Origin of the sequence: Erythrobacter sp. (genome assembly GCF_039988855.1) — a bacterium.
In the GTDB taxonomy this organism is placed as follows: Bacteria; Pseudomonadota; Alphaproteobacteria; order Sphingomonadales; family Sphingomonadaceae; genus Erythrobacter.
Genome location: NZ_JBDXIY010000015.1, coordinates 375,197 through 400,833, shown reverse-complemented (window position 1 = coordinate 400,833; position 25,637 = coordinate 375,197). Strand labels below are relative to the sequence as shown.

General features: G+C 53.8%; 16 protein-coding genes. 7 read left to right on the top strand and 9 right to left on the bottom strand.

Annotated features, from left to right (window positions below; genetic code table 11):
• Positions 1–34: 34 nt before the first annotated feature.
• Together ABJ205_RS04710 and ABJ205_RS04705 are read left to right on the top strand one after the other, a co-directional pair.
• Positions 35–3,121: an AAA family ATPase gene (locus ABJ205_RS04710; RefSeq protein ID WP_348160556.1), complete on the top strand. Its 3,087-nt coding sequence runs from the start codon at positions 35–37 to the stop codon at positions 3,119–3,121.
• A 39-nt stretch (positions 3,122–3,160) separates the two neighbouring features.
• On the top strand, positions 3,161–4,462 hold the full coding sequence (locus ABJ205_RS04705) for a cytochrome P450 (RefSeq protein ID WP_348160558.1): 1,302 nt from the start codon (positions 3,161–3,163) through the stop codon (positions 4,460–4,462).
• 17 nt (positions 4,463–4,479) lie between these two features.
• Here the strand turns inward: ABJ205_RS04705 and ABJ205_RS04700 are convergent, their stop codons facing one another.
• From ABJ205_RS04700 to ABJ205_RS04690, 3 genes are read right to left on the bottom strand one after another with little or no spacing between them, the layout of a single operon-like run.
• Positions 4,480–6,126, bottom strand: a complete 1,647-nt coding sequence (locus tag ABJ205_RS04700; protein ID WP_348160560.1) for a hypothetical protein — start codon at positions 6,124–6,126, stop codon at positions 4,480–4,482.
• Positions 6,123–7,070, bottom strand: coding sequence for a hypothetical protein (locus ABJ205_RS04695; RefSeq protein ID WP_348160562.1), 948 nt, complete (start codon positions 7,068–7,070; stop codon positions 6,123–6,125). The genes ABJ205_RS04700 and ABJ205_RS04695 overlap by 4 nt, the downstream gene beginning before the upstream one ends.
• Positions 7,063–7,767: a hypothetical protein gene (locus ABJ205_RS04690; RefSeq protein ID WP_348160563.1), complete on the bottom strand. Its 705-nt coding sequence runs from the start codon at positions 7,765–7,767 to the stop codon at positions 7,063–7,065. Before ABJ205_RS04690 ends, ABJ205_RS04695 begins: the two co-directional genes overlap by 8 nt.
• 89 nt (positions 7,768–7,856) lie before the next feature.
• On the opposite strand from ABJ205_RS04690, the gene ABJ205_RS04685 reads away from it, so the two are divergent.
• The gene (locus ABJ205_RS04685) at positions 7,857–8,552 is read left to right on the top strand and encodes a Crp/Fnr family transcriptional regulator (protein WP_348160565.1); all 696 of its coding nucleotides are present in this window, start codon (positions 7,857–7,859) and stop codon (positions 8,550–8,552) included.
• 271 nt (positions 8,553–8,823) lie between these two features.
• On the opposite strand, the gene ABJ205_RS04680 is transcribed toward ABJ205_RS04685, so the two are convergent.
• Positions 8,824–10,047, bottom strand: coding sequence for a saccharopine dehydrogenase NADP-binding domain-containing protein (locus ABJ205_RS04680; RefSeq protein ID WP_348160567.1), 1,224 nt, complete (start codon positions 10,045–10,047; stop codon positions 8,824–8,826).
• Positions 10,048–10,150: 103 nt separating this feature from the next.
• Here ABJ205_RS04680 and ABJ205_RS04675 point away from each other — a divergent pair, with 103 nt between their 5' ends.
• Entirely contained in the window at positions 10,151–10,750 is a 600-nt protein-coding gene (locus tag ABJ205_RS04675) for a molybdenum cofactor guanylyltransferase (protein ID WP_348160569.1), read from the top strand.
• Here ABJ205_RS04675 and galK read toward each other — a convergent pair.
• Genes galK through ABJ205_RS04655 form a run of 4 tightly spaced genes read right to left on the bottom strand, consistent with a single transcriptional unit; the run spans position 10,747 to position 16,515 of the window.
• Positions 10,747–11,778, bottom strand: coding sequence for a galactokinase (gene galK / locus ABJ205_RS04670; RefSeq protein WP_348160570.1), 1,032 nt, complete (start codon positions 11,776–11,778; stop codon positions 10,747–10,749). The genes ABJ205_RS04675 and galK overlap by 4 nt on opposite strands.
• Positions 11,775–12,857: a galactose-1-phosphate uridylyltransferase gene (locus ABJ205_RS04665; RefSeq protein WP_348160572.1), complete on the bottom strand. Its 1,083-nt coding sequence runs from the start codon at positions 12,855–12,857 to the stop codon at positions 11,775–11,777. The genes galK and ABJ205_RS04665 overlap by 4 nt, the downstream gene beginning before the upstream one ends.
• Positions 12,854–14,344, bottom strand: a complete 1,491-nt coding sequence (glpD, locus tag ABJ205_RS04660; protein ID WP_348160574.1) for a glycerol-3-phosphate dehydrogenase — start codon at positions 14,342–14,344, stop codon at positions 12,854–12,856. Before glpD ends, ABJ205_RS04665 begins: the two co-directional genes overlap by 4 nt.
• A complete protein-coding gene (locus tag ABJ205_RS04655) occupies positions 14,344–16,515 on the bottom strand; it encodes an alpha-galactosidase (RefSeq protein ID WP_348160576.1) in 2,172 nt (723 codons plus the stop codon). The genes glpD and ABJ205_RS04655 overlap by 1 nt, the downstream gene beginning before the upstream one ends.
• A gap of 263 nt (positions 16,516–16,778) precedes the next feature.
• On the opposite strand from ABJ205_RS04655, the gene ABJ205_RS04650 reads away from it, so the two are divergent.
• Positions 16,779–18,344: an SLC5 family protein gene (locus ABJ205_RS04650; RefSeq protein ID WP_348160578.1), complete on the top strand. Its 1,566-nt coding sequence runs from the start codon at positions 16,779–16,781 to the stop codon at positions 18,342–18,344.
• Between the two features lie 15 nt (positions 18,345–18,359).
• Here the strand turns inward: ABJ205_RS04650 and ABJ205_RS04645 are convergent, their stop codons facing one another.
• Positions 18,360–18,593 (bottom strand): hypothetical protein, encoded by a 234-nt coding sequence (locus ABJ205_RS04645; protein WP_348160579.1) that lies wholly within the window; start codon positions 18,591–18,593, stop codon positions 18,360–18,362.
• Between the two features lie 447 nt (positions 18,594–19,040).
• Between ABJ205_RS04645 and ABJ205_RS04640 the strand changes: the two genes are divergently transcribed.
• Together ABJ205_RS04640 and ABJ205_RS04635 are read left to right on the top strand one after the other, a co-directional pair.
• Positions 19,041–22,427, top strand: coding sequence for a S8 family serine peptidase (locus ABJ205_RS04640; protein ID WP_348160580.1), 3,387 nt, complete (start codon positions 19,041–19,043; stop codon positions 22,425–22,427).
• Between the two features lie 266 nt (positions 22,428–22,693).
• Complete coding sequence (locus ABJ205_RS04635) at positions 22,694–25,285, top strand: EAL domain-containing protein (RefSeq protein ID WP_348160582.1); 2,592 nt, start codon at positions 22,694–22,696, stop codon at positions 25,283–25,285.
• Positions 25,286–25,637: the final 352 nt, after the last annotated feature.

Genomic DNA, 25,637 nt, shown 5'->3' with positions numbered 1-25,637 from the left:
TTTGAAGCGGGCAATTGACTGTTATTCAACAACAATGGGTTGCTCAGAATGTAAAAATGAAAGCCTCAAAGGCCATAGGTTCTGCAGCAATTGTGGCGCAAAGCTTGCCTCTGCACCGCATCTTAGCACAATTCCAGAAACGGAACGCCGTCAGATCACCGTGCTGTTCTATGATCTGGTCGGCTCAACGCAGCTTTCCACCAGCGTTGAGCCAGAAGATTTCCGTGAAACGATAGCGAATTTTCATAATGCAGCCTCTGCTGCGGTGCGCCCTTTCGATGCCTTTGTCGGAGCGCATGTCGGAGACGGCGGGATCATCTATTTTGGCTATCCTGTTGCGCGCGAAGATGCAGCGGAATGTGCCATTCTTTCAGGCCTTGCCCTAACCGATGCAGTGTCGAAGATCACGCTCCCCAATGGAGAGCAAGCCAAAGCAAGGGTCGGAATCGCGACGGGCACCAGCATTGTCGGACGCATCGAAGAAGGCGACACAGGCAATAGCGCGGTTGGCAAAGTCACCAGCCTTGCTGCTCGTCTCCAATCCCATGCAAAGCCTGGGCAATGCATCATCGCAGAACGCACAAAGCGCCTTGCTGGCGGCCTATTCAAGCTCGATGATCTTGGCATAATCGAAGCCAAAGGTTTCGCCGAAGACGTGCACGCTTTTGGCGTTGTTGGCGGGCAGGAATCCGACCGACTTCGGGCGCTGCGAGGATTTGGTCCAGAGCTTATCGGACGCGAAGCGCAGACCAAAGTCCTGCACGAGAAATGGGAGGCTGTGCTCGCAGGATCAAACAAGACCTGTATGGTCGTGGGCGAAGCAGGGGTGGGCAAATCACGGCTTGTCGCCGATTTCGTGAATTCCATAGATCAATCACAGATCGCCTTTATTCCCTGCTTTTGCGCCCCGCACAGCCGGCAAGCCGCGCTTCGCCCGTTCATTACCCGGTTTAGGAACATCGCAGGCGCAACTGACCATAAAACTTCGCCATCGGCCGGCTCTTTGGAAGAACGCCTCCCGCCAGGCACAACCGCGCTTGATCGGCATTTGATCCACCGCTTGATCGGGATCACGTCAGATGTGCCGTTAGAAGCGCAGGCTATGACTTCGGTCCAACTGCGCACGGCCACAATCCTTGCTCTGATCAATCAGATCGACCTGCGTGCCAATGAAAAACCCGTACTTGTGCTGATCGAAGATATGCATTGGGCCGATCCAAGTTCGCGCGACCTTGTCGAGAAAGCGTTGGCACGAGCCGATCTTGGCCGTGTGTTGATCGTTATGACAAGCAGGCCAGAAATCGATGAGACTTGGGAAGAAGCGAGCAATATCGAAAGGATCGAATTGCCGCCCTTCACGCAGGCTGAATCACAAGCGCTGATCAACCAAGTGCTCGGCGCACAGGCATCACCATCTATGGTCAAGGCCATTTCCGAGCGGGCAGGCGGCATTGCTTTGTTTGTCGAGGAATTGACTAAGGCGGTGCTTGATTCGGACGCCCACGTCCGCGGTGACGCCGCAAATGATTTTGAGCTTCACTCAACATTCGCGCTACCTGAAACTCTACAAGACTCCCTGCTGGCGCGGCTCGATCAGTTGGGGGAGGCAAAGCGTATTGCGCAAATCGCCTCAGTCGTCGGACGCGAATTCACACAAAGTGACCTTGCCAAGGTCGCGCCAGACTTCGCCCCCTTGATCGAGCGTGGCTGCGCAATTCTGCACGATTCCGGAATGACAACCGCTGTTTCAAGTGAACCGCACGCCTATCAATTCCGCCACGTTTTGATTCAAGAAATTGCTTATTCAACCCTCGTGAGGGGCGAGCGAAGAGAGTACAATGCGCGTCTGCTCGAAGCGCTTGAGCAAGACGATGGGGTTCAAAACCCTCTCGATGCCGAACGTTGGGCGCATTACGCGCAAGAGGCAGATCAGCCAGCTCGTGCAGTCCATTATTGGCTTTTGGCGGGGCGAGATGCCTTAAAGATGTTCGCCATGAACGAGGCCGAGGCGCGTTTGAGGCGCGGCTTGGAGCTTATCCATCAAGTTGGCGATCCAAACGAACGCGCGCGCTTTGAGCTGGATCTGCTCTTGACCCTTGGCAAAGTCCTTTTAGCCCAAGTTGGTCATGCCAACCCGGAAACTGGAAAAGTGTTCGCGCGCGCCAAAATCCTCGCCGAACAACGCGGTGACCGGGTCAAATTGCTTGCTGCTATGCATGGTCAGCAAGCCTACGATCTTCAGCTTAGCAAGATTCAAGCGACACAAGATCGCGGTGCTGAAATGCTGTCATTAGGAGAGCAATTCGACGATGATACTTGGCGCCTGATCGGGTATCGGAGCAGAGGCATCGCAAGCTTTGCGCTTGGCAATTACATGCAATGTGCCAGCGATCTTGTGACTGGCATTGAGTTATTGCAAAGCACGCCCGGCCAGCATGCGCGTAATATTGTTGCTGACGATCTGCTCGCCGCAATGCAGATCTATGCTTCTTGGGCCCTTGTATATTTGGGTGAAACACAGCGCGGCGTTGCGCTTTACACCGCTGCATACGAGCGGGCTCAGGAAATCAAGCAACCCTACACCAGAGCCTTTTCCCAGGTTGGTCGAAATTACTGCCGCCTAATGCTCGGCGATTTTGGGGGATTGGAAGAGGATCTCAATGACTGTATCGCCTTGTGTGAAGAACATGAGATCCATTATTTCCTTCTGACAGAGAAGGTCCATCTTGCTCATTATAATTCTCTTCGCGGGGACCCTGACGCCGCGCAGCAGTTACAACAGGCGATCGAAGGCTATTCCTTGACCGGCAGCATCGTTTATCTTCCCACCTACAAGCATTGGGAAGGGCTCGCCTGGCTTGCGGAAGGAAATTTACCCAAAGCACGAGAGGCCAATGACTGGTCAATTCAGACTTCGGCAAAATACGGAATGAACCATATGTTCTCCGAATATTATGGCCTTAAGGCCGTGCTGGATAATCTTGAAGGTAACGCCGAAGCTGCTCACGAAGCTGCAGGCCTTGCAAAAAAATGGTCAAGTGAACAAGCCGCTATTCTGTCAACCAGATTAAATGGTAGCCTTTGGGAAAAGCATGGCTTTTCAAACAAGTTGCTAGCATAATTACGCAATTGTGATTTATCTGATCTGGGGGAAATCAGTATGGGCAATGTAGCCTCTTTTAGACGGCTGAAGAAGCAAGGAACGCAGCCACCCAAAAGCTTTGACGAAATTGACAACGGTTTTGACCCTACGCTTCTTCAATCTGACGGGTTCATCTCCCGGATAGTAGAACGGATTATCCGTAATCCATACAAGCTCTTGGCTTTTCTGCGGCGTTATATTCCGATTTTGACCATCGGCAATTGGGCAGTGATCACACGCTATGACGATGTCGCAGAAGCGCTCCAGAATGATAAAGCAGTCGCCGTGGATTTTGGTGCCAGAATCAAAGCTCTCAATGGAGGACCCAACTTTGTTCTTGGTATGTCAGATGGGCCTGCATATCGAGGGCTACACGCTGAAACTGTCAGAGTATTCCCACTAAAAGAGAACGAGGAAATCGTCGCCCCCCTTTCATACAAGGAGGCGGGCCGCCTTCTCGATGAGGGACAAGGTAAGATTGACGGTTTGCGCGGCCTACAAACCCTTGTTCCCATTCGGATTTGCGAGGAATACTATGGGCTGAATGTTGACGACAAAGATGGTTTTGGACGTTGGACAATCGCCATGAGCTGTTACATGTTCGGCAATCCCACTGACGATCCCGACCTCGAAGAAGCCGCTCTTGCAGCCGCCGCTTTGGTGCGCCCAATCGTCGATGATGCGATTGCAAGAGTGCAAGCTGGCGCAAGCGGCGACACCATTACCGCAAGACTTGTCGCGCGGCAAAAGGAAGATCCTGAAGCCATGCCGGATAGCATTATCCGCGCGATCCTAATTGGCATGGTTTGCGGTTTCGTTCCCACCAATACAATGGCATCGGGCCATATTCTCGATTTGTTATTGAGCAATCGTGACTGGATGCTGCAGGCACGCGAGGCAGCTCGCAGCGGGAATGATGATCTGTTGAAGCGATGCCTTTTCGAAGCTATGCGTTTCTGGCCACTAAATCCGGGGCCCTTTCGCGTCGCAGGCGAAGATGTGGTAATTGCCGCAGGAACACGCCGGGAAAAGACCATCAAAAAGGGTACGCAGATGCTGCTCTCGACCCAATCAGCGATGCACGATCCGCGTAGGGTTAAGAACCCTGACATATTCGATCCGAGCCGCGGCCAGACCGACTATATGTTGATGGGCCTTGGCCTGCATTGGTGTATCGGAGCTCCACTCGCCTATGCGCAGATCACTCAGACATTTAAGGCGCTGCTGGAGCGTGAAAACGTACGACGAGCACCGGGCAAAGACGGAAAGATGACCAAATTTGGTCCCTTCCCCGAAAGCCTTTGGGTACTCTACGATTAACCCCGCCTCCGTTTTGCTCAAGTCGGGTCGATCACCCCGATGGTCATCATCCTCAAGCTCGTCATGCTCGGGACAAAGAAATACGCACCGCCCTTAGTCTCTACAAATTGTGGGAGTTTAGAGCAGATGTAGGGTGCGCCCTCGCCGTCAGCCTGTGTAGCGTGGGGAATAACAAATTTGAGGTCATCGGTCGGACGCGATCCAAGCATCGGGCATGTGTCGTTACCAGCGTTGGAATCCATGCCGTAATTGATCCATTGCTGCTGCACGAATTCGAACTGCCGCTCTAAACTTGCACAGCAGATTAGCATGACGATCCCGCGCTCACGGTCGCCGGTGTCATTGGTTGCATCATAGGGCAGGCCTCGCCGCAAAATACGTCTGCGGTTCACCAGAATGGTCCCGCTTCCCGGCGTCGGCCCCAACATATCGCGCGGATGAACCCGCCGCGTGTGCGAGCTTGCGGGACATGCGGCACCATGTTCATCATCGGCATATATAAATCGCGAGAGCTTCTTTCGCTTCGTCACATCATCTTTGTATTTCGCGTTAAATGCGACCCACTCTTCATAATTTTTGGCAAGCGCAAGCGGCACACCATCTTGCCACCGGCCAGAAAACTTCGCGAGCAATGTCGCCCGCGCCGCGGTTTCGTCCTCAATGCCGTACACTTTTGCAAACTCAGGCACGGTTTTATCGATGTAGTCATCGAAATCGTCCACATTCTCTTGAAGTTTACGGTAAGCCATGAACGTACCGTTGGTGCTGAAGAGGTTGGGCCGCGCTGCGGGCGGCATTTCCTTGGCCTCATCGGGATAACCCAGCAAGAATTCCCCCGTCGCCAGAGGTTCCCAATTGGCTTCGTCTTCGATCTCTTCTTGGTCTTTTAAATGGCCTTTGAACTTGCCATTGCCGACTTTGCGCACCGCCTCGTCTTCGGGTGGGAACTGACCTTCAAATACAGGATCACTGATCCCATCGACATAACCGAAATGCTCCAAAGGAACGGGCTTGAAATGCCCAGTTTGCGGATCTTGCATGAGCCGTGCGCTCATATCTTGATAGTCCGCAGCTCCTACACCGTGACCTTGAAGAATGCGGACACCGCCCTTGGCGTTGCATACGCTGCGAATATCTTCGGTGAGCTCGTCCAATTCAGGCACAGGATTGCCCGTCACCGGGTTCATTTTTGAATTGAGCAGCGCCATAATATGCACCGCATTCTTACCACCGGCTTCGGTTTGGTCCTTCCAAACCTCGTCCCAACTATCCAGCGCACCTTTGGGTGATATGTCGCCCAAGATCGGCGCTCTTGCGCGCATCCCTTGCAGAAACTCTGCTGGCATCATCGATAGTGTTTTGATCGGAACACCAAGCGCCGCGAGCCCATCAAATGTGAAGGCAAAATTCAACGTGACGGGCGGTCTTTCCGGGGCACTTGTTTCTGCCTTGGGCGCATAGGGGTTGTCACTTTTCCAGCGCACCGCGGTCGTCACTCGGTCATAAAATTCTTCTAAAAATGCGCGCCCCTTCTTCCCATCATCAACATGCAGGAAAATGGCGCGCCCTTTAGGAAATCCCTGTTTGCCATAGGCATTCAGAATGTTGCCTTGGATATCAGCAAGCCTCAGCGCAATCCGTTCATTTTCTCCAACAATGCTCATCGATAGACCTGCCCAGCCGGATGGTGCGGCTTTGTCTTTGTTAGCTGATTTTCATCGAGATATCGGCCAAAGGCCTCGTGCAATTCGGCCGCATCTGCACCCTGCTCTTCGATCACGAACTGACCGAAAGTGTTTTGAACATGAAGGCCTTTGAGGACGGACATAAGGTCCCCATCGGGTGGTGCGGGAAATGGCCTGTCGCCATATTTCTTGAATCGCATGGCCACAAACCCAATCGCGCCCCCAAGAAATGCGATTAAAGCCGGGACAATCGCAAGATATGCGCCGAACCGAGAGAACAACGCATAAAAGACCATCGCCATAATTGCGCCGGTAAAAACCCCGCCCGCCACAAGCCCTTTGATGGTCAAAGTCGGGAGGTCTCTAGGAGGCTCCGCCCAGTAAAAATTGAACGGCATCGTCGTCTCAATCTCGCATTGCTTGATGTACTCAATGAAGTCTGCAGCAGTGGAAATCTTCTCGCGATCAAAGGCGACACAATTGGAGAATATCTCGACCAGATCCTCTTCCATCACATCCCACAATTCGCGCAAATAGACGGCTAAGTCGTAATTGCGCGAACCGCCGGGTGCATCGAATTCAGCGGCGAATAGCAAGTAGGGGCTCGACAGCTCGGTGCGGGCAAGGCTTGGCTTTGCAAGTTTGGCCGTGTCAAGCACAGGATCAGCGGCCTCATAGCCATTATAACCGAGGCGATCGATTACCGCGAAACGGGCAAAGTGCGTGCGAGTGGACTTTGAAAACGCACTGATCTGACCGCTGCTGTGACTATGCGGCGTCTGCATTGCCGTTGGCATCTGTGCCAATGTCTTACGCAGCTCGATTATGGGGGCCGCGCGGCCGTTCTCTTCGCCGTTCGCCCATGCACTTCGCACAGGTGCAAGAACCGTCAGGAAATAGTATCCGCTATCAATACTAGGCATCTTCGCCCCCGTCTGGATTATACTCTTTTTGCCATGCCCGGTTGAACTTGTTTTGAAGCGTGTTGAACTGTTGGCGATGTTCTTCGGCACGGTCCGTCGAGGTTGAGGCAACGGGCGAAAACCCTTGCGTGGTCAGGTCATTCTGAATGGTTTTGAGCTTTGCACGGTATGCGTCCGCAAAGCTCTCAGCTGTTGTTTCCTGATCTCGGTAGATGTCCTCAAGCTCTAACAGCGCGCGCTTCACCCTAAGGGCCGAAACAACATCACGGTACGCCGCACCGGGGGTCGCATTGTAGTAAAAGTCGCAATTGATCTGATTGGCGCGAATGTACTGTTTGAATGGCGTAATCGGCACAGAGCCCGGGAAGCGCGCATTCTTATACCAAAACAGGTCCAGACCAGTTGGAATGCCATCGGAAAACGCGTCGATATATTGGTCCCAAGTCCCATTGAAATTCGACAGAAACAGCATCGTGTCCCGGTCAAGCTTCTCACAATTATCGGACAATGTTGGCCATGCATCTTTGGGAATGATGACCCAGCGCGCGAAATGGATGAACTTAAGACCGATCAACCCATCGAGAATTTCTGGAAAGCTGCGACCGAAACGGAAAACCCATTTATTGGTCCACCCCAACCGTTTCGCCAACGGAGTGATGACAATCATCCCATACGCTTTTCCAGCAACATTGGACACTTAGCCCCCCCTCTTTTAGTATCCTGTCGCACCATCCCATAGGATGAGGCCATCTGGCAAGCCAGATCGGGATGATGGGGGCCCCGTACATGAATGCAGACAATAACATTGAAGAAAAACTGCGCCTTTTCAGTATCTTTGAAGAACTCACCGATGAAGAAATCCAGACTGTATTGGAAAAAATCTCGGTCGTCCGATTCGAACGCGGAGAGACGATTATTGCCCATGAGGCGCGAGACACAGATGTCTTTCTGCTGCTCGAGGGCAAGGCATTAGCCAACCGATATTCGCTGGCCGGGCGCGAGATCAGCTATCGCCGCTTGCCGGCTTTTTCTTACGTTGGAGAGCTCGCTGTCTTCGATGGCCAACCGCGCTCGGTCAATATTGTGGCATTGTCTCAAGTCGTTATGGGCCGGTTGAGCGGCGCCGCGTTTCGCGAGCTGATGCTCACTCTTCCAACAGTCAACCAGGCCTTGTTGCGCGACCTTTCTGGAAGGATCAGAGACCTTTCAGATCGCATCTACGAAACGACCGCAAGCTCGGTGAAGATGCGGTTCTACACCGAACTCATTCGCACCGCGATGACACAAGATAGCGAGGATGATGTGATAGTTCTTCGCAATCCCCCAACCCATGCAGAATGGGCCGCCACAGTGGGCGGGCAGCGCGAAACGATTACGCGTGCAATCAGTGAGTTGACCGGGTTAGGCTTGTTGCGCAAGCAAGGGCGCAATCTTGTGATCCCCGACATCCACGGTTTGATGGATCAGTGCGAAGACACTTGAGCCCGCTTTCAAATTCAATGATCTGAGAAGACCAAAAAAAAGCTCCCCGAGAAACGGGGAGCCAAGGCTTCGGGTCGCTTGGGCCAGGAACTCTTGGCCCATGTGCATGCTGATACTCAACCGATTGGCTGAGCAATGTGCATAAAGTCACTTATTTGATTTTGCGGATCAGTTTTCTTGAAAATGGGAAAACGACAGCGCGCAGCGATCTCCTCGTTCATAGGAGATCAACCGTCAGGGTCTCGTATAGGGCCAGTTATTAGGCCCGACCTTAGACCGCCTCGAACGTCAGCCCTGCGTTTTCGCTCAATCGTTGGCGCAGGCGGCTGCCCATCAAAGAAGACGGCGTCCAAAAACCACCTTTCGGTTTTTCGTCTTCTGCCGTTTCCAGAATACACAAGGCCGCTTCGGCGAGCATTTTTGCAGTTGAACCATAGCCAGGATCGCGGTCTCCTGTGACACGCGCGCGCCGCACTTCACCTCCGGGCAAAGTGCCCGCGAACAAGAGCTTGTAAAAGCCGTTCATTTGCTCCTCTGGCGATGGCCCTTCTCCGGGTTTAGGCAGCAAAAACCTCTCTGCCAGAGCGCGTGTTGGTCCAAGAGCGAGTATGCCCATAAATCCGCCCAACCCCGCGGTCATGCCGATGGAACCGGCACTGCCTTTAAAGCCTTCACCCGTCATTGTGTATTCGCTGTAACGAAAATTTGCGCCATAACGGTTGTCTTGTAATGCATTGGAGCGGTGCACATTGCGCGTGTTTATCGCTGCCATGACAAATGGCGCGCACCAGCTTTGGAGAGCATCCGAATAATAGCGCGCACGCTGTTCTTGCCGGGCCGAGTAGCCATGACCTTCCGGGCACAGCAGATAATGATCCTCGAGCTTTTTCCGCAAAGATGGATCGGCCTGCGCTTCCTTCAACAAGTTGATGATACTGGCGATCGTACCACCGCTAGCCCCGCCTTTCATCGCTTTCACGCCCATTTCAATTTGCTCGGCGGTCTGACCAAATTCCGCCTCGATCTGCTCTTGCAGGAAATGCACGCCAAGGTCGGAGGGGATGGAATCGAACCCGCAGGAATGGACGATGAACGCGCCGCTTTTCTTCGCCGCCGCTTCATGCGCCTGCTGCATCGCGTGGATCCATTGCGTCTCACCTGTGAGATCGCAATAATGAGTGCCCGTCGAAGCGCACACTTTGACCAAGTCATCGCCATAGAGCGCGTAAGGTCCAACCGTTGAAATCACGAGCCGGGTGCTCGCGCACATGGCTTCGAGCGAGGCTTCATCATCGCTGTTGGCGACGATTGTGGGAAGGTCTTTAGCGCCTTCGCCCAGCTGTCCTTTCAGCGCTGCGAGCTTCGTTTCAGAGCGCCCAGCGATGGCCCATTTGTAGGGACGTTCAGCGCCGTATTTGCTCATCACATAATCAGCAGTGATCGCCCCTACAAAACTGGTTGCACCGTAAATCACCAAGTCGAACCGAGTGCTCATAAATCTGCCTTTTCCCCGAAGTTTTGGCCGGTTGATCCGCCTAAGTGCCTGTGAGTTAGCAAATCCATTGGCAAAGACGAAGGTGATTTATAGAGAAGCGGTCATGGCGGCGTTTCCCAATATTCCGATCTGTATCCTAGCGGGCGGCACATCGCGCCGGTTTGGCAGCGACAAGGCGCTCGCAATGCTTGGCGGCAAGCCTTTGCTAGAACATGTTTTAGACCGTGTTCGCCAGCAGACATCGGGCCCGATTGCCATCAATGCCCCGCTCTCGAAGGGGTTTGAACGCTGGGAATTGCCCATCATCCCCGACACTCTTTCGGAGAGTATTGGGCCGCTTGCAGGGATCCTCACAGCGATGGAATGGGCGAGTATTCAAGGGTTTGAGAGCATTGTGACGTTAGCCGTGGACCTACCGTTCGCGCCGCTCGATCTTGTGAGTAAACTTGCAGAAAAAGGCGCCCCCGCAATCGCGATCACTGGGGACCGCTGGCATCCTGTCAACGGTCTGTGGCGGGCCGATAGTCAAAGTGCGCTTCGTTTCTTTATCGATAACCGCAGTCGCTCGGCCCACGGCTGGGCGGAGTTCTGCGGCGCTTCGCGCGTCGCATTCGACCACGAACCCGGCGGCATCGACCCGTTCTGGAACGTCAACACGCAGGATGATTTGGCGGCGGCCGAGCGCCTTGCCGCCCAAACCTAGGCTTCGCAGACGAACCAAGCATCCGGATGGGCGCCGAGGACGCGGGTCTGCCATCGCTCTTTACGGCTTTCTTCGACCAGAGCGACAATACAGCCGCCAAAGCCTCCTCCTGTAAGCCGCGCGCCGATTGCGCCCAATCCGATAGATGAAGCGACAAGCCCATCAATGGGTTCAACCGACATTTCGAAATCGTCGCGCATGGAAATGTGGCTGGCATTCATCATTGCCCCTATTGTTTCCACATCACCCGCTTTCAAGGCGGCAACGGTTGCAAGAACACGGCGATGTTCAGTTACGCAATGGACCGCTCGCCTACGTGCCGCCTCATGCAGCGATGATGCGGCGATATCACCCTGCTCTAAGCTGCAAAGATCGTCAGTTTCGAAATAGGCCTTAACCTCGTCGCATTCGACTTTGCGCTCTTTGTAACGTCCATCGGTAAGCTTGCGCGAGACGCCCGAATGGATAACCACAAAGGTGTATTCCTTGGGCAGTTCCAACAGCTCATATTCAAGCGATGCGGTGTTGAGCGCCATAGCTGTACCGGGTGTCGCAATCGCCACTGCAAACTGGTCCATAATGCCGCAGGGAACACCCAGATAATCGTTCTCCACTCGGCGCGCAGCGATGGCAATATCCTGATCGCCAGGCGTGCTTGCACCTACGGCGTTTCTGGCGGCCTTCAAGATTGCAACGGTAAGTGCCGCCGATGAGGAAAGGCCGGCGCCCTGCGGAATGTTTGATCGGATCGCGATCTTGGCCCCGCCGGATAGTAGCCCCAAAGCATTGGCCTCTCGCAAAGCGCCAACGCTAGCGTCCGACCAATCGCCAACTGCATCATCGCTAAGCTGCCTTTGAGCAGACATGTCATATTGGTCGGCTGTGATCTCGACAGTGTCATCATTGACCGGTGCCAACTCAACCGACACACCCACAGACAATGCAGCTGGCAAGACGGTGCCGCCATTATAGTCGATATGCTCGCCAATAAGATTCACCCTGCCGGGCGCGGTGGCAAAGCCAGTCATTCCGCGCCTTTCAGCATCTGAACCGCGGTTTCAGGCATCACATCGACGGTGAATGTTCCCGTGTGCTGCTCGACAGACGCCAAATGCTTCACTCGGGCTTTCGCGCGGAGAAGCGGGTAAAACTGTACGGTGAAATGATAGCGGCTTGAGCCGCTCCTCGGCGCGGCGTGAAAGGCCATCATTGTAGCGGCAGGCTGTTCAAACATCGCGTCATATCGGCGCGTCACTTCCCCTAGCCAGAACGCCAGACCTTCGAGTTCTTCATCACTGCAATCCCATGGCCCTTCACGGCGCTGTTTGGGGGCGATCCAGACCTCATAAGGAAAGCGTGCGAACCGCGGCACAAAGGCAGCAACACCCCCCTTTTCGCCAAGCCCATACTCGGGCATGCATTCCGCAATCTCTGCGGCGAGACTATATCCGCCTGCAAAAACATCAATCGCGCGTTGTTGGATTTGGGGTACGCGATCAAACCCATAAATCTGGCCATGCGGGTGATGGAGAGTCACCCCCACTTCGTCGCCGCGATTTTCAAAGGGCAAAACGTAATCGCAACCCGCCTCAAACAACGCATTATATCGGTCGATCAATGCCGCGATCAGAACACGTCTACGGTCTTGGCCGATTGTGTGCAGGCTACCTTCGCTCTCAGGCGCGTAAACAACTACATCGCACGCGCCCTTGGCGGGTTCAGATGCAATCCCAGCAACGTCCGCTGCATCGTTTGCTGAATGGTGGAAAGCAGCAAATTTGTTCTCAAATATCGCCAGCTCAAAATCGGCAAATGGAATTTCCGTTTCGACCCCGCCAACGATAGTTGGCGCGAGCGGATCATCAGCCGCCGAAGGTTTGAACGTGCGGTTCTGTCGGTGGGCGGCATAGACATTCCACTCCGCGCGCAAGGGGTGGTAACGCAGCTCTCCGCCTTGCGCGATGGGATCTGCGGTTTCCGCCGCCGGAGCAAGCGCATGCGCGCCGCGTCCGTAAAGCCGCAACATTCGTCCGTCGGCCTTGCGATGTTCGCGCACAAATGTTGGTTGGCCTCCTATAGAACGAGCGAGTTGAGTGGCTGCACTCACCGCGTGCTCTCTTGATTGGCAAACCAAGCGGCTACTTTCGCGTGGGCATCTTTGTCCAAATGCAGCCCCAATTTGCTCCGCCGCCACAAGGCGTCATCGGCCTCGCGCACAAATTCATGTTCGCATAAATATTCAAGCTCGCGTGCATAAAGATCACCGCCCAGATGTTCGCCAAACCCACTAACGCTTGTCACTCCATCGAGTAGTTTGTGGACCCGCGTCCCATAGGCGCGAAGCAAGCGGCGCAGCATCCGTTCATCCATCCATCCATATTGTCTTTGGAACTCACCGACCAGTTGGTCGAACTGCATCGGGTCAAAGTCCCCACCCGGAAGCGGCTTATCTGCGGTCCAGCCCTCGCCGCCCAATTCAAGCTTTTCAAGAGCGTGCTCTGCAAGCTTGCGAAAGGTTGTGATCTTCCCGCCAAAAATTGAGAGTACGCGCGCGCCTTGCTCTTCGTCGAGATCAAAGACGTAATCACGCGTGACTGTGGAATTGTCCGATTTGTGATCGTCGTAAAGCGGACGTACTCCTGAATAGTCCCAAACCGCCTGATCAGGGGTCACATCAACCCGTAGATATTCATTGACCGCATCGCAGATGTATTGCTTCTCAGCATCTGAAATCGCCACCTTTGCCGGATCCTCTTTCCAGAGCACGTCGGTGGTACCAACCAAGGTGTATTCGTGCTCATAAGGCACGGCAAAAATGATGCGGTTGTCGCGGTTTTGGAAGATATAGGCCTCATCGTGGTCGAAAAGTTTCGGGAAGATCAAATGGCTTCCTTGTACCAACCGTACGTGGTCCTTGTGTGTCCCTTCTTTCGCCTTGCCTAGCACCTCATCAACCCATGGGCCCGCGGCATTGATGACGGTTTTGGCGCTCACTGTTTCCTCGCCCGCATCGCTGTTCAATGTCGCGCTCCAGTGACCATTTTTTCGGGAAAGCGCGGTGCATTGTGTGTGCGTTCTAATATCCGCGCCGCGTTCTTTGGCATCCATGCAGTTGAGCACGACCAACCGTGCATCTTCGACCCAACAATCGGAATATTCGAACCCGCTAACCAATCGATCTTCGAGCGTTTGCGCATGAGGACCCTCGCGCAAATTTACAGTCTTGGTCGCTGGCAGCAACTTGCGCCCGCCCAGATTGTCATAGAAAAATAGACCCAGCCGCAGCAGCCATTTGGGGCGAAGGCCTTTGTCATGCGGCAGGACAAATCGCATCGGCCAGACAATATGCGGAGCAATTTTCAAGATACGCTCTCGCTCGATCAAGCTTTCGCGGACAAGGCGAAATTCCATATGTTCCAAATAACGAAGCCCGCCATGGATGAGCTTGGTAGATGCACTCGAGGTGTGCGAGGCAAGATCATTCATCTCGACCAAGAGGACGCTTAACCCGCGCCCCGCTGCATCGCGGGCAATGCCAGCACCATTTATGCCTCCGCCGATAATCAGCAGGTCGTATTTAGAAGTTTGGGCCATTAGATCTCTTCTAGATGATAAATCACAGCGCTATCAGGATGAAGCGGCGGGGTTTGCATACCGAATTCCATCAAGGCAGCGCCAGAGAAAACCGTACCCTTCCCCATGAAATCCCCCGCTTCCACAATGGACGGCGTGTTGATCGACGGGTCTGCTTGGGGCCACACAATCTGAACCCGGTATTGCCTTACCGGATCAAGCCCGCTGAAAAACATCCTGTCAGGTGCGCTTTGAGGGCGCGATTCCAGCAGTGCATAGCTGAAAAGCGCCTCGCCGCGTGATGGAGCAACAACCCCAACAACATTGGCGTGCGGTGCCGAAGACAAACGATGGAAGGTCCCGCCGTGAAGCAGCGCACGGTGCTCCTTATAGAGGTCGATCCCCTTGGCCAGAACTGCTCGGTCTGCGTCGCTTTCAAGGGCGAGGTTAAGCTCCAGCCCCATGTGGCCGAAAATCGCACTTGCAACCCGGAACTCCATTGAGAACCGGCGACCCGTGATGTGGCATTTCTTCGGCCCTACATGGCTTCCAAGGACACGCAATGGGAAGAAGTAGGACGCACCTTTCTGAATGTGTTGGCGGTCTCGGGCATCATTATTATCCGAAGTCCAAATACGGTCAGCGCGCCGCAAAACGCCGTAATCCGCCCGCGCGCCGCCAGATGCGCAGCTTTCAATTTCCAGGCTTGGGAATGCATCGCGCAATCGGTCGAGCAAACGATAAACACCCAGTGTTTGCAGATGCATAACCGCGCGCTTGTCACTGCTCCCTGAATTGCCGGGATGATGGCAATCGCGGTTCATATCCCATTTGATGTAGTCAATTTTGTACTCATCCACGAGTGCAGCGATCTTCTCGTAGAGATAGTCGAAAACTTCCGGCTTGCTGACGTTCAAGGTCAATTGATTGCGAAAGCCGATTGGATCGACACCTGATGCTTCAAGCACCCAATCAGGATGAGCGCGGAAAAGGTCGCTGTCTGGATTGACCATTTCAGGTTCAAACCAAAGGCCAAACTCCATGCCCAATTCGCGCACCTTGTCGACAATCGGATGAAGACCATCGGGATACACATCGGGCGAAACCCACCAATCACCAAGGCCCGCCTTGTCATTGCGCCGCGCACCGAACCAACCATCATCGAGCACAAACCGCTCTGCGCCCACATGCGCGGCTCTTTCGGCCAGCTCGATAATGTTCTCTTGGTTATGGAAGAAGTAGACCGCCTCCCACGTGTTGAAGTGGACCGGTCGCGGCTTTGCGATTGAACGCTTTTTGAGAATTTGGGTGCTTAAGTGCGTGTGGAACGCGTGGCTGATCGCACCCAAACCTTCATTGGACCAAGTGGCCAGCAAATTTGGGGTCTGATAGCTTTCCCCTGCGCCCAGCCGGATTTCGCCGGGCCACAAAAGCTCGCCCATCTGAATGACCGAGCGTCCATCGGACAAACGATCAACCCGCGAGCGGTGGTTGCCACTCCAAGCGAGGTGAAAACCACTAGCGGCCCCATGCGTTTCCGTCGTTGTCGCAGTTTTCAAGATGACGCCGGGGAAACACTCATGGCTGGTCCGGCCCGCCATATTTTCACGCACATAACTGCCTTGAAATCCGCCAATTTCCTCAGTCTGAAATTCACCCGCCCAGCGGCCTGAAAAACCGGTGATCTCGCTTAACCTTGGGTCAAGCGGCAGGGTCATACCTGCGCACCAGTCCAAGGTGAACGGCGTGTCCGCGTGATTTGTGATTTGGGTACTGCAAGTCAAAACACCCGAATTGCGGTCCAGAATGAGTCTATAATTCGCGCCTATCTTTGTGCTTGGATCAAAACATTGGATTTCAGCGCCTGAGCCCTCCAACGCCTGCACTTCGACAACCCTCAGGTCGAGCGCCCAGTCTTCGCCATCGCGGCTGGCAATCAGGCCGGGAGGGGCAAGTGTGCCCGTTCCAAGCTCGTTGGAAAGAGTGAGCGTACGCTCTTGCGAGGCACCGCCATGAACATATTGCCAGCGCGACAGCAGGCTAAGCTGATTTGCATCTGTGCCAGCGATATCAGGTCCGCAATATAGAATTTTCGGGCGCTCGTTCTTCTTCGCCTCGATCACTACAAGCACACCGCCACCTGTAAAAGTGACGACATCTGCGTTCACGGACAAAGGCAAATGTGCTGTCAAATCACTTCTCTTTCAAATCTCCGCGCTTCATTCAAACGCTGCCATTCATTCGCATATTACGCTTTTTCGCAATTGGCGATGCGGGAAATTGATGTTTGTGCCCACTCCTAAATCGCGCAAGGGAAGCCGAGGATTGCTCAAAGGCGGAAATCCTCCCGAGGTTTTTGCAGTGCAGGCCTTGCTGAGTGGTGGGTAAGTTGAAACAATGCGAGGGCGCTGGATGTGCCGCATAAAGTGCGCTGGTTGACAGGGAGAGAGCCAAGATGGACGTTTTACAGGTCGCCGTGTTCTTTGGGCTAATGGTCGCGCTCGCCTATTTCACCTGGGCCAAAGTGTCAGCAGCAAAGGCGGCCAGCCACGCCTCGGCGGACAAGGAAATTTTCCTTGCTGGCGGCGGTCTCAGTTGGTTCTTTGTTGCAGGCGCGATCACCCTTACCAACCTGTCCACCGACCAACTTGTAGGCATGAATGGAGCGCAGATGTTCCTGCTCGCTTGGTGGGAGATCGCCGGCTTCATCGGTCTGATGCTCCTCGCCTTTGTGTTTGTGCCGATCTACTACCGTGAGAAATGCACGACTGTCACCGAACTGCTTGAGAAGAAGTATGATGGGGGCAGCATTCGCACGGTTATCTCTGGCCTGTTTCTCGCAGGTAATGTGTTCATCTACCTGCCAGCGGTCATCTATTCAGGTTCACTTTTCCTACAGTCACTCTTCGGACTTGGCATTGACGAAGGTGCGGCAGCCGCGGCCATGGAGGCCGTCCCTGCGATCGCAGTGGAAGCCGCTCCTGCTATCGACCCCACCCTCTTACTGATTGCGGCCATTTTCGCGATTGTAGGAGCAGCCTATGCGATCCTTGGCGGCCTTCGCGCAGTGGCTGTGCTCGACACTTACAGCGGGGTCGGCATTCTGGGCCTAGCGCTGGTGGTGGTGTTCTTAGCGCTTCAGGCGATTGGTTTTGATTTCTCTGGCGTCCCGGCGGAACGCTTGTCGATGGTTGGCGACAACAATTCCCAAATCCCTTGGCACACGCTGTTCACGGGCATGATCTTTATTCAAATATTCTATTGGTCAACCAATCAAAATATCACGCAAAAAGCGCTTGCTGCGCCCAATGTAAAAGAAGCGCAGAAAGGCATTATGGCCGCCGCGATCATCCGAGTGTTGGTCGTGCCACCCATCGTCGTCATTCCCGGTGTTGTTGCCTACAAGCTGTTCGGCGGCGTAGGTGACAAAGCCTATGGCATGCTGGTCGATCAAGTCCTCCCCGGTTGGACCAGCGGGCTTTTTGCCGCGATGATCGCGGCCGCCGTTCTGACCACTTATTCTGCTGTCATGAATGCAACGATCACACTGTGGTCAGTCGATTTCCACCGCAAGTTCATCAATGAGGATGTCGATGTGGTGAAATTGAACCGCAAGGTGGGATTCGCCGCGATGCTTGTCTCAATTGCGCTGGTCCCTCTTTATGCCAATGCAGAGAGCATTATCGATCTGCTTCAACAGCTCAACGGCCTTCTATCCATGCCCATCCTTTCGGCCTTTGCGGCCGCTTTGTTGTTCCGCAATATGGATGCACGGGCCGCTGTAGTCGGGCTGGTTTACGGCGTTGGCATCTACGCCTTCCACACCTTCTTCTTATACACCAACCAAGAGATGTGGGGTGGTACGACCTATTACCGTTACCTTGGGCTCGAATGGCTGCACTACATCGACGTGATGGTATTCGTGCTGTTTTCATCGATTGTTGTGGCGCTTTTCACAAACCGGATCGTATTTGGAAAAACTGCCCAATTTATCGGATTTAGGAGCGCAAAAGCGGCTTAGAAAACCGATAGTTGATCATGCTCTCAAAAGCTTGAACTTCGCCCCCTCATCGCACCGCACTTCGTTGCCACGTTCCAGATTTTGGTTTTGCTGCCATTGCTCAACTCTCGAATTGGCCTTGCTCGCTGCCCTGCGTTCTTCAAGCGCGATTGCAAGCTTCAGCCGAAGATTGAGAGCGTCTTTCACGACGTTATACAGGCGCTTAACAGAGGTTAAGTGCGAGCACCCAAACCGGATCGCATTGCTCATGACACTTGTTCCTGAGTACCACATTCTAAGGAAGTGATTGCTTTGCGATACTGAACATTTTGCATGATGCACTCCCTTCTTTAATTGCAAACAATGGGATGGCAGCGGTGTCATGATGGCATGGCATTTGGGAAAATCATGTGACAGCAAAAAGGCAGCGTGACTGATTCGGATCTTGGAGAAAGAGGCGTTACTTCTGTTAACGGCCTTAGAGGTTTTAATGGATGTCGAAGCCCCCCAAACGGGCGTGTTCACTCGGTCTTAACGATCTCAACACTTGCACTTGTGCCATTTGCGAATTTTCAGAGCCGCATTTCCCGTCCATCTGCAAATTGTGAACTTCTTAAAATCTTAACTAAGGCCATGAACCGCATCACCAACTGTGCCCCTTAGAACGGCTGCCTAATGAGATGGAGCTCTTCCGTCCTAGGTATTTTTGGTGTTATTATGAAAGCTCAACTCGCACGCAGCACAGCGGGCATCGCTCTTGCCGTAACGGCCATGAGCGCGGCGCATGCGAATGAAAATACAGCAGATGTTGCTGCGATTTTTGATCCGTCTGTGGCAACTGTCGCGGTCGTACAAGAAGGCACGCACGAGACTGAGAACCCTGCGCTGATCATCAGTGCGGTCGATCAAAAGCGTCTAGATGAGAGCATCGCATCAATCGATGTTGCAGCGCTGACTGGCACCGCCAAAGTCGCCCTGAGCGATGATATCCAACAGGCTATCTATGATGTGGACTTCGCCAGCGATGGTGAGGAAGGTTTTGTAAATACCCCTGTCCCTTCAATCGCCCTCTCATTCGCACCGTTCCAATCTGCAAACGCCGCTCCAGTCATCGATCCTGTTTCTCTGGGATATGGTGACACCGCTGCCCATTCTGCGACCTTTGGGCTTAGCCAACACGCGCAGCAAGCGGTTTACAACGTCAACTTCTCTAACGACCTTAGCGGTAGCCTCGTTTCCACAAAACTTCAGCTGCCAGGTGCGACTGAAACCGGGGTCGTGACACTTCGCAGCCTCTCGCCTTTCTATGGTGACATCAGTCCCTTCTACGGTGACATCAATCCCTTCTGGGGTGACATCAACCCGTTCTGGGGTGATATCAATCCTTTCTACGGCGACATTAATCCATTCTATGGCGATATCAGCCCGTTCTATGGCGACATCACTGCATTCTGGGGCGATATCAACCCGTTCTACGGTGACATCGTCGCGTTCGACGCGAACAAGTTCGAAGCGTTTGGCGATTTCTGGAACGTGCACCGCTCACAAATTCAAGCTGTGAATCAGAGCTTCGATGCGATCCAACTCGATGCAGCTGGCACCATTATTTCCAACGGCGCATCCAGCCAAGTGATGGCGGCGTTTGGTGATCTGTTTAACCAAGCAGAAGCCCAATTTGGTGCGGAGTATAAAACGCGCACCGGAAACGATTTCAGCAATCTCATTGACGAGATTTTCACCCGTCACGGGTTCAATCCAAACGATGCAGCGAGCCTCGAGGCGATGACCGCTGCGCAGCGTGGAGCCCTGCTCCTTGATTGGCACGATTCAATCAATCTGTTTTCAGGTTTTGATGCGGTTGACCACTGGATGGCAACCATCAATTGGACGCCAGAACTGACCCAAATCCAAGGCCGCGGCGCAGACACTATCATCGGCATTATTGACGGCAGTTTTTCGAACGATAGCGACCTTAGCAATAACATCATCTGGGCTGGCGGTTTTGACAATGAAGTCGGTGGACACGGTGCCGGTGTTGCAAGCTTGATCGCCGGCGCCCACGATGGCCGCGGCGTGATGGGCATTGCCCCGGATGTGAACATCGCAACCTACAACCCATTCAATCCGGAAGGCGGCTCTGGCTGGGATGACGTTGCAGAAGGCATCCTAGCGATGCAGCCTAGCAACATGCAAGGCGCAAACCGGTTTGGTCGTACCAGCATTATCAACATGTCTCTTGGCGAAAGAGGTTGGGTCATTCCGCAAGCCATGGCCGACATGTTTGCCCGCACCGACATTCAAAGCGTCAACCGTGATACGCTTTATGTGATTGCATCCGGCAACGAAGGCATAACCCAAACGACAGACATCGAATGGCGTTATGGCCAAGATTCCGCCAGCACCATCTTTGTTGGCTCGGTCAATCCGGTGGGCGAAATCTCTTCTTTTTCAAACCGTCCAGGCAGCACTTGCTTGCTCGACAACGGCGTTTGCAATGCCGGAAATGAGCTTTACCTACGCACTGTTGTGGCACCGGGTGAAATGCTGCTGCTTTCAGACGGGCAAGGCGGCGTGACCCGCCACAGCGGCACATCATTCGCAGCTCCGCTTGTATCAGGCGCGGTCGCACTTTTGCATGACCGTTGGCCGTGGCTTGCACAAAACCCTGAATCTTCAGCTCAGATCATCTTCCGTTCGGCACGCGATTTGGGTGCACCTGGACCAGATGAAGTTTATGGTTGGGGTCTGCTTGACGTGACTGCTTCGCAGTCGCCGCTCGATTTCAATTCGACGTTTTTCTCGATGTTCCAAAGGAATGCTTCGACTGGGCAATTCGCCCAATCATACATTTCTGCGCCGCAGCTGTTTGCTGCTGGAATTCCTAGCCATTGGGAAACCGAGGATGTTTTCTTCACCGGCTTTGAGTTCGTAGCAGGCACATACCGCGATTTCGCGATCCCGGCATCGTCATTCGCTTATGGCTCAGAAACAGACGCCCTTGGTCGCGGCAATCAACGCTTCCAAGATTATGTAAGCCAACGTTTCAGCAACTGGATCAAAAGCGGCGGCAACGATGCCAATGGCAACGGCCGCAAGGGCTTTAGCGAGCTTCGTTCAAACGGGAATGAGCTTGGCGATTCCTGGCAATTGCGTATCGACGCGATGGCTCCGCGCTATGACCAACAAGGCAACCTGCAATTGGTCCACGGTGCAGCAACGCTAACCGATGCGCATGGCAAAATGTCGTTCACGGTAGGTCACGGGCAAGGCGCAATGGCGCTGTCGGGTTATCAGTTTGGTATCCAGAGCGACTATGATCCGATCACAGGCGGCGTTAATCCGCTCCTTGGACTGGCTTCTGGCGAAACCTTCGCGCAGGCCGGATACAAGATCGCTCCTTCCACCACGGTTCGCGTCGGCTTTTCGCAAAATCGTGAAAGCTGGAATGATCTGAGCAACAGCAACCCTGAACAGGTGTTGCTCCAACGTCAATTTGGCGATCGGCCAGCCCAGGCACTGACATTCGACATCGAACAGAAAGTCAGTGACAACATCAATTTGGGCTTCCAGTACACCCTTCTCGACGAGGCAAACGCTGTACTTGGTCAGCAAACCGGTGGCGATACACTCTTGGGCAACGGTGCTCAAACCGAAGCGATGACCGTGTCTGCATCGTTTAACCTGGGAAGCGGGCTGACCCTCGACATGTCTGCAACCGGTGCGCGCACTGCAACCTCGCGCGATCAACTCTTCACAAGCAACGGCAATGTGATGAGCACCGCTGGTCAAATTTCAGCAACCAAGCACGGCGTGCTTTCAAACCGTGACACTCTGCGTCTCTCGGTTGCTCAACCGCTTCAAGTTGAACGCGGTGAGCTGCAATTCATAAGCGAGCAAGTGATCGACCGCCAGACAGGCGAGCTCGGCTCGGTCACGCAAGCATTCGGCATTGAAACAAAGCGCCGCATCACAGCAGAAGCTGTATATTCCATGCCGGTAAGTACGCGATCAGACTTCGCTCTGTTCGGAAGACATGTTTCCGCTGGCGACACATCAAACCAAGACGGCTTCGTTGTAGGAGGTAACTTCAACCTCAACTTCTAACCCCCTGATACCTCGAAGCTTTAGACAATCAGCGATCTAGAAGCTGCTTTGGCGAGGCTAAATTCCAATATTGCCCAGCTCGCGAGGTAACCAAAAGTACCTCGTGTATTAACCAGATATTCTGGAATTTGAGTCTTTAGAGGTCTGTAGAATTTTTTAGCCGCAATCAAGGGGCCAGACGCGTCAATCGCGTCGCTTAGATTACCGAACCAGTGGAACCGGTTTAGCGAGACCGGACGAGAGTTTGGCAAAGTGGGAGAATGGCAATGACGATCATTAGCGCGCGACGCTTGGCACTTCTTGCCGCGCCTGCTTTATTGGCGCTCTCTTCACCTGCATTAGCCACTTCCACTACGGACCAAGCTGGGTTTGATGCGGCTATTACCGAAGCAAAATCTATGATGATGGCCGATTCCGCCGCTGCGCTGGAAAGTGCCGTTAAAGCAGAACGGCTTGTGACCGGCGAAACGCAAGAGGCGCAAAAAGCGCGCCTCACGGCACAGTGGCTCAAAGGAGAGGCGCTCATGCGCCTAAACCGCGCTGACGAAGCCGCTCAGACTATTCGGACCGCCATCACCGAGATCAATGCCAATTTCCCAGGCTCCAAGCTTCATGCGGATCTTTTGCGTTCAGAGGCCAGTCTAAAGGTGAGCCGGGGTGACTACGGTGATGCCTTGTCATGCTTCCTCGAAGCTCACGAACTTTACGAAGCGCTCGGCGAAGATCGCAGCCGGGCAATTGTTTTACAGAACATTGGTTCGCTCTACTCTGACGCGCGGGATTATGAGCGGGTATTGCGGTATTACAAGCAGGCGAAAAACGCCTTTCCCGAAGACAAGTCGCTATCGCTTTCTGCGCACAATAACACCGGAAACGCGCTCAAGGAACTCAGCCGGTACGAAGAAGCTGAGGCCGAGTTCCAAGAAGCACTCAGAGTGTCAATGCAAATGGATAGCCCATTGCTTGAAGCGCGCATCCTTACCAATATCGCTTCGGCGCAATATCTTGCAGGCAACCTTGAAGTTGCCGATCAATCGATCCAACATGCCATGGAAATTGCATCGAACAGCGCGCCGGAATGGCTGACATTTGTTTACGGCGTCAAAGGCCAGATCGCGTTAGCAAGAGGTGACGCAGCGACGGCGCGGATGTATCTTGGGCGCACCTTCGAAGGTGAAGACCTTGGCCAAACGTCACCCTATTTCCGTGACTTTCACGAGACCGCTTATCAAGCTTACTCAAAGTCAGGAAACTATCAGCTTGCTTTGCAACACCTTGCGGCATTCAACCGGATCGATGGCGAGGCTGGCAAGATCTCTTCGACTGCCAACAATGCACTGCTCGCGGCGCGGTTTGATGCGGCCAACCGCGAGTTGCGCATCGAGAAACTATCGCTTGAAAAAGCGGCAAACGAAGCAGAGCTGAACAGCACACAGCAACAAGTTGTCCTTCTGACGATTGCGATTACCTTTGTGATCCTCGCGTTTTTGGCCGCACTCTTGTCACTGAGAGCAGTGAGCCGAAGCCGCAAACAGATTAAGGTCGCGAACGGAAAGCTGACCCATGTAATTCAGCACGATAGCTTGACAGAACTTTATTCGCGCGACCATTTCCGTTCGCTCCTCGATGATCGAATTACAGCAAATCGGAACTCCGATGAAAGTCCGATCTTGGCCTTTATCGACCTCGACCGCTTTAAGCAGGTGAACGATGTGTTTGGCCATGCAGCTGGTGACCAACTGCTAGAACAAGTGGCAGAGCGTTTCCGGGAAGCAGCCCGCGAGGATACGGTAGTCGGGCGCCTTGGGGGCGACGAATTTGCACTGCTTCTGCCATCAGGCTCAACCATGGACACAGCGACCGAATTGTCCAACCTTATCATCGACAAGGTCAGCGAACCTTATGCAATCGATGGCTTTGAGATCTTAATCGGAGCGTCGATTGGGCTAGCTCAGAACAAAGAGGGCGTGAACTCCAGTGTTCACATGACCAATGCCGACCTCGCACTTTACGCAGCAAAAGACCGCGGTCGCGGAATCTGCGTGATTTACGAGCCTGCGATGCGCGACAAGCTAGAGGATCGTTCAAGCCTCGAGAAAGATCTCGAATCCGCTTTGGAAAATGGCCAATTTTCGATCTGCTATCAGCCGATCGTCAAATCTGATGGCAAAGAGGTGATGTGTTTTGAAGCTTTGATGCGTTGGAAACATCCGGAGCGCGGAATTGTCTCGCCGGAGCTTTTCATCCCAGTCGCTGAAGAAAGCCGTCAAATTGACCGTCTTGGCGCCTGGATGCTGCGCGAAGCGTGCTCAGAAGCATCAAATTGGCCGGACGATATCAAACTGGCGGTCAATGTTTCGACACTCCAGATGAACGATCCGAAGTTCCTTAACACAGTCGCACAAGCTCTCGCGGCCAGCGGCCTTAAGCCGGAACGACTGGTGCTCGAACTCACAGAAAGTTTGGTACTCGAAATGGATACACAGATCGAGCAGCTCCTTCAAAGCCTGCAGTCTTTGGGCGTTACTTTTGCCCTTGATGACTTTGGGCGCGGGTATTCATCGCTTAACTACATCGACAAGATGGACTTCTCGATGATCAAGATCGACCGTGAGTTTGTCCAAACCGCAGCTGCAGGCTCGCAGCGCAGTCAAGCTGTTGTATCTGCCATTGTGGCGCTTGCACAGTCGCTTGAGATTGATGTGGCTGCTGAAGGGATTGAGCGCGAGGAACAAGCCGCTTCAATGGCCGAGCTTGGGTGTAATTGTTTCCAAGGCTTCTACTTTGGACGCCCAAAACGCAAAGTCGATCTCTCCGGCGACAGTCACGCAATCACACCCGAAAAGGCGGCCGCCTAGGCGCTTTGATGCGGGCATTGGTTGCCTGACATTCGCAAGCTTGTACGAACGGCTCCAAATATTGGGTGGCAGAGAACGCATTACCCCCCGTCACGCGGATGGCGCGCGCGGCCCATTTCCGCCGAAATCGAGAATATCGTTCATCGCATCTTGGTAAAGCGATGGATCGGCGGTCTCAAAATTAACTGACACTCCGGCGCCCTCAGAATAACATCCAGGCCGCCGAGTTCACCTATCATCGCTCCAACGCCCCATCCCCTTTGGCTTCTGCCGCTTGTTATGTTGTCGAGGAGCTCAACCTTCACAGCTAATTCCGCGCTGCCTCCAAGCGCGCATCAAAAAAGCCAAGTGT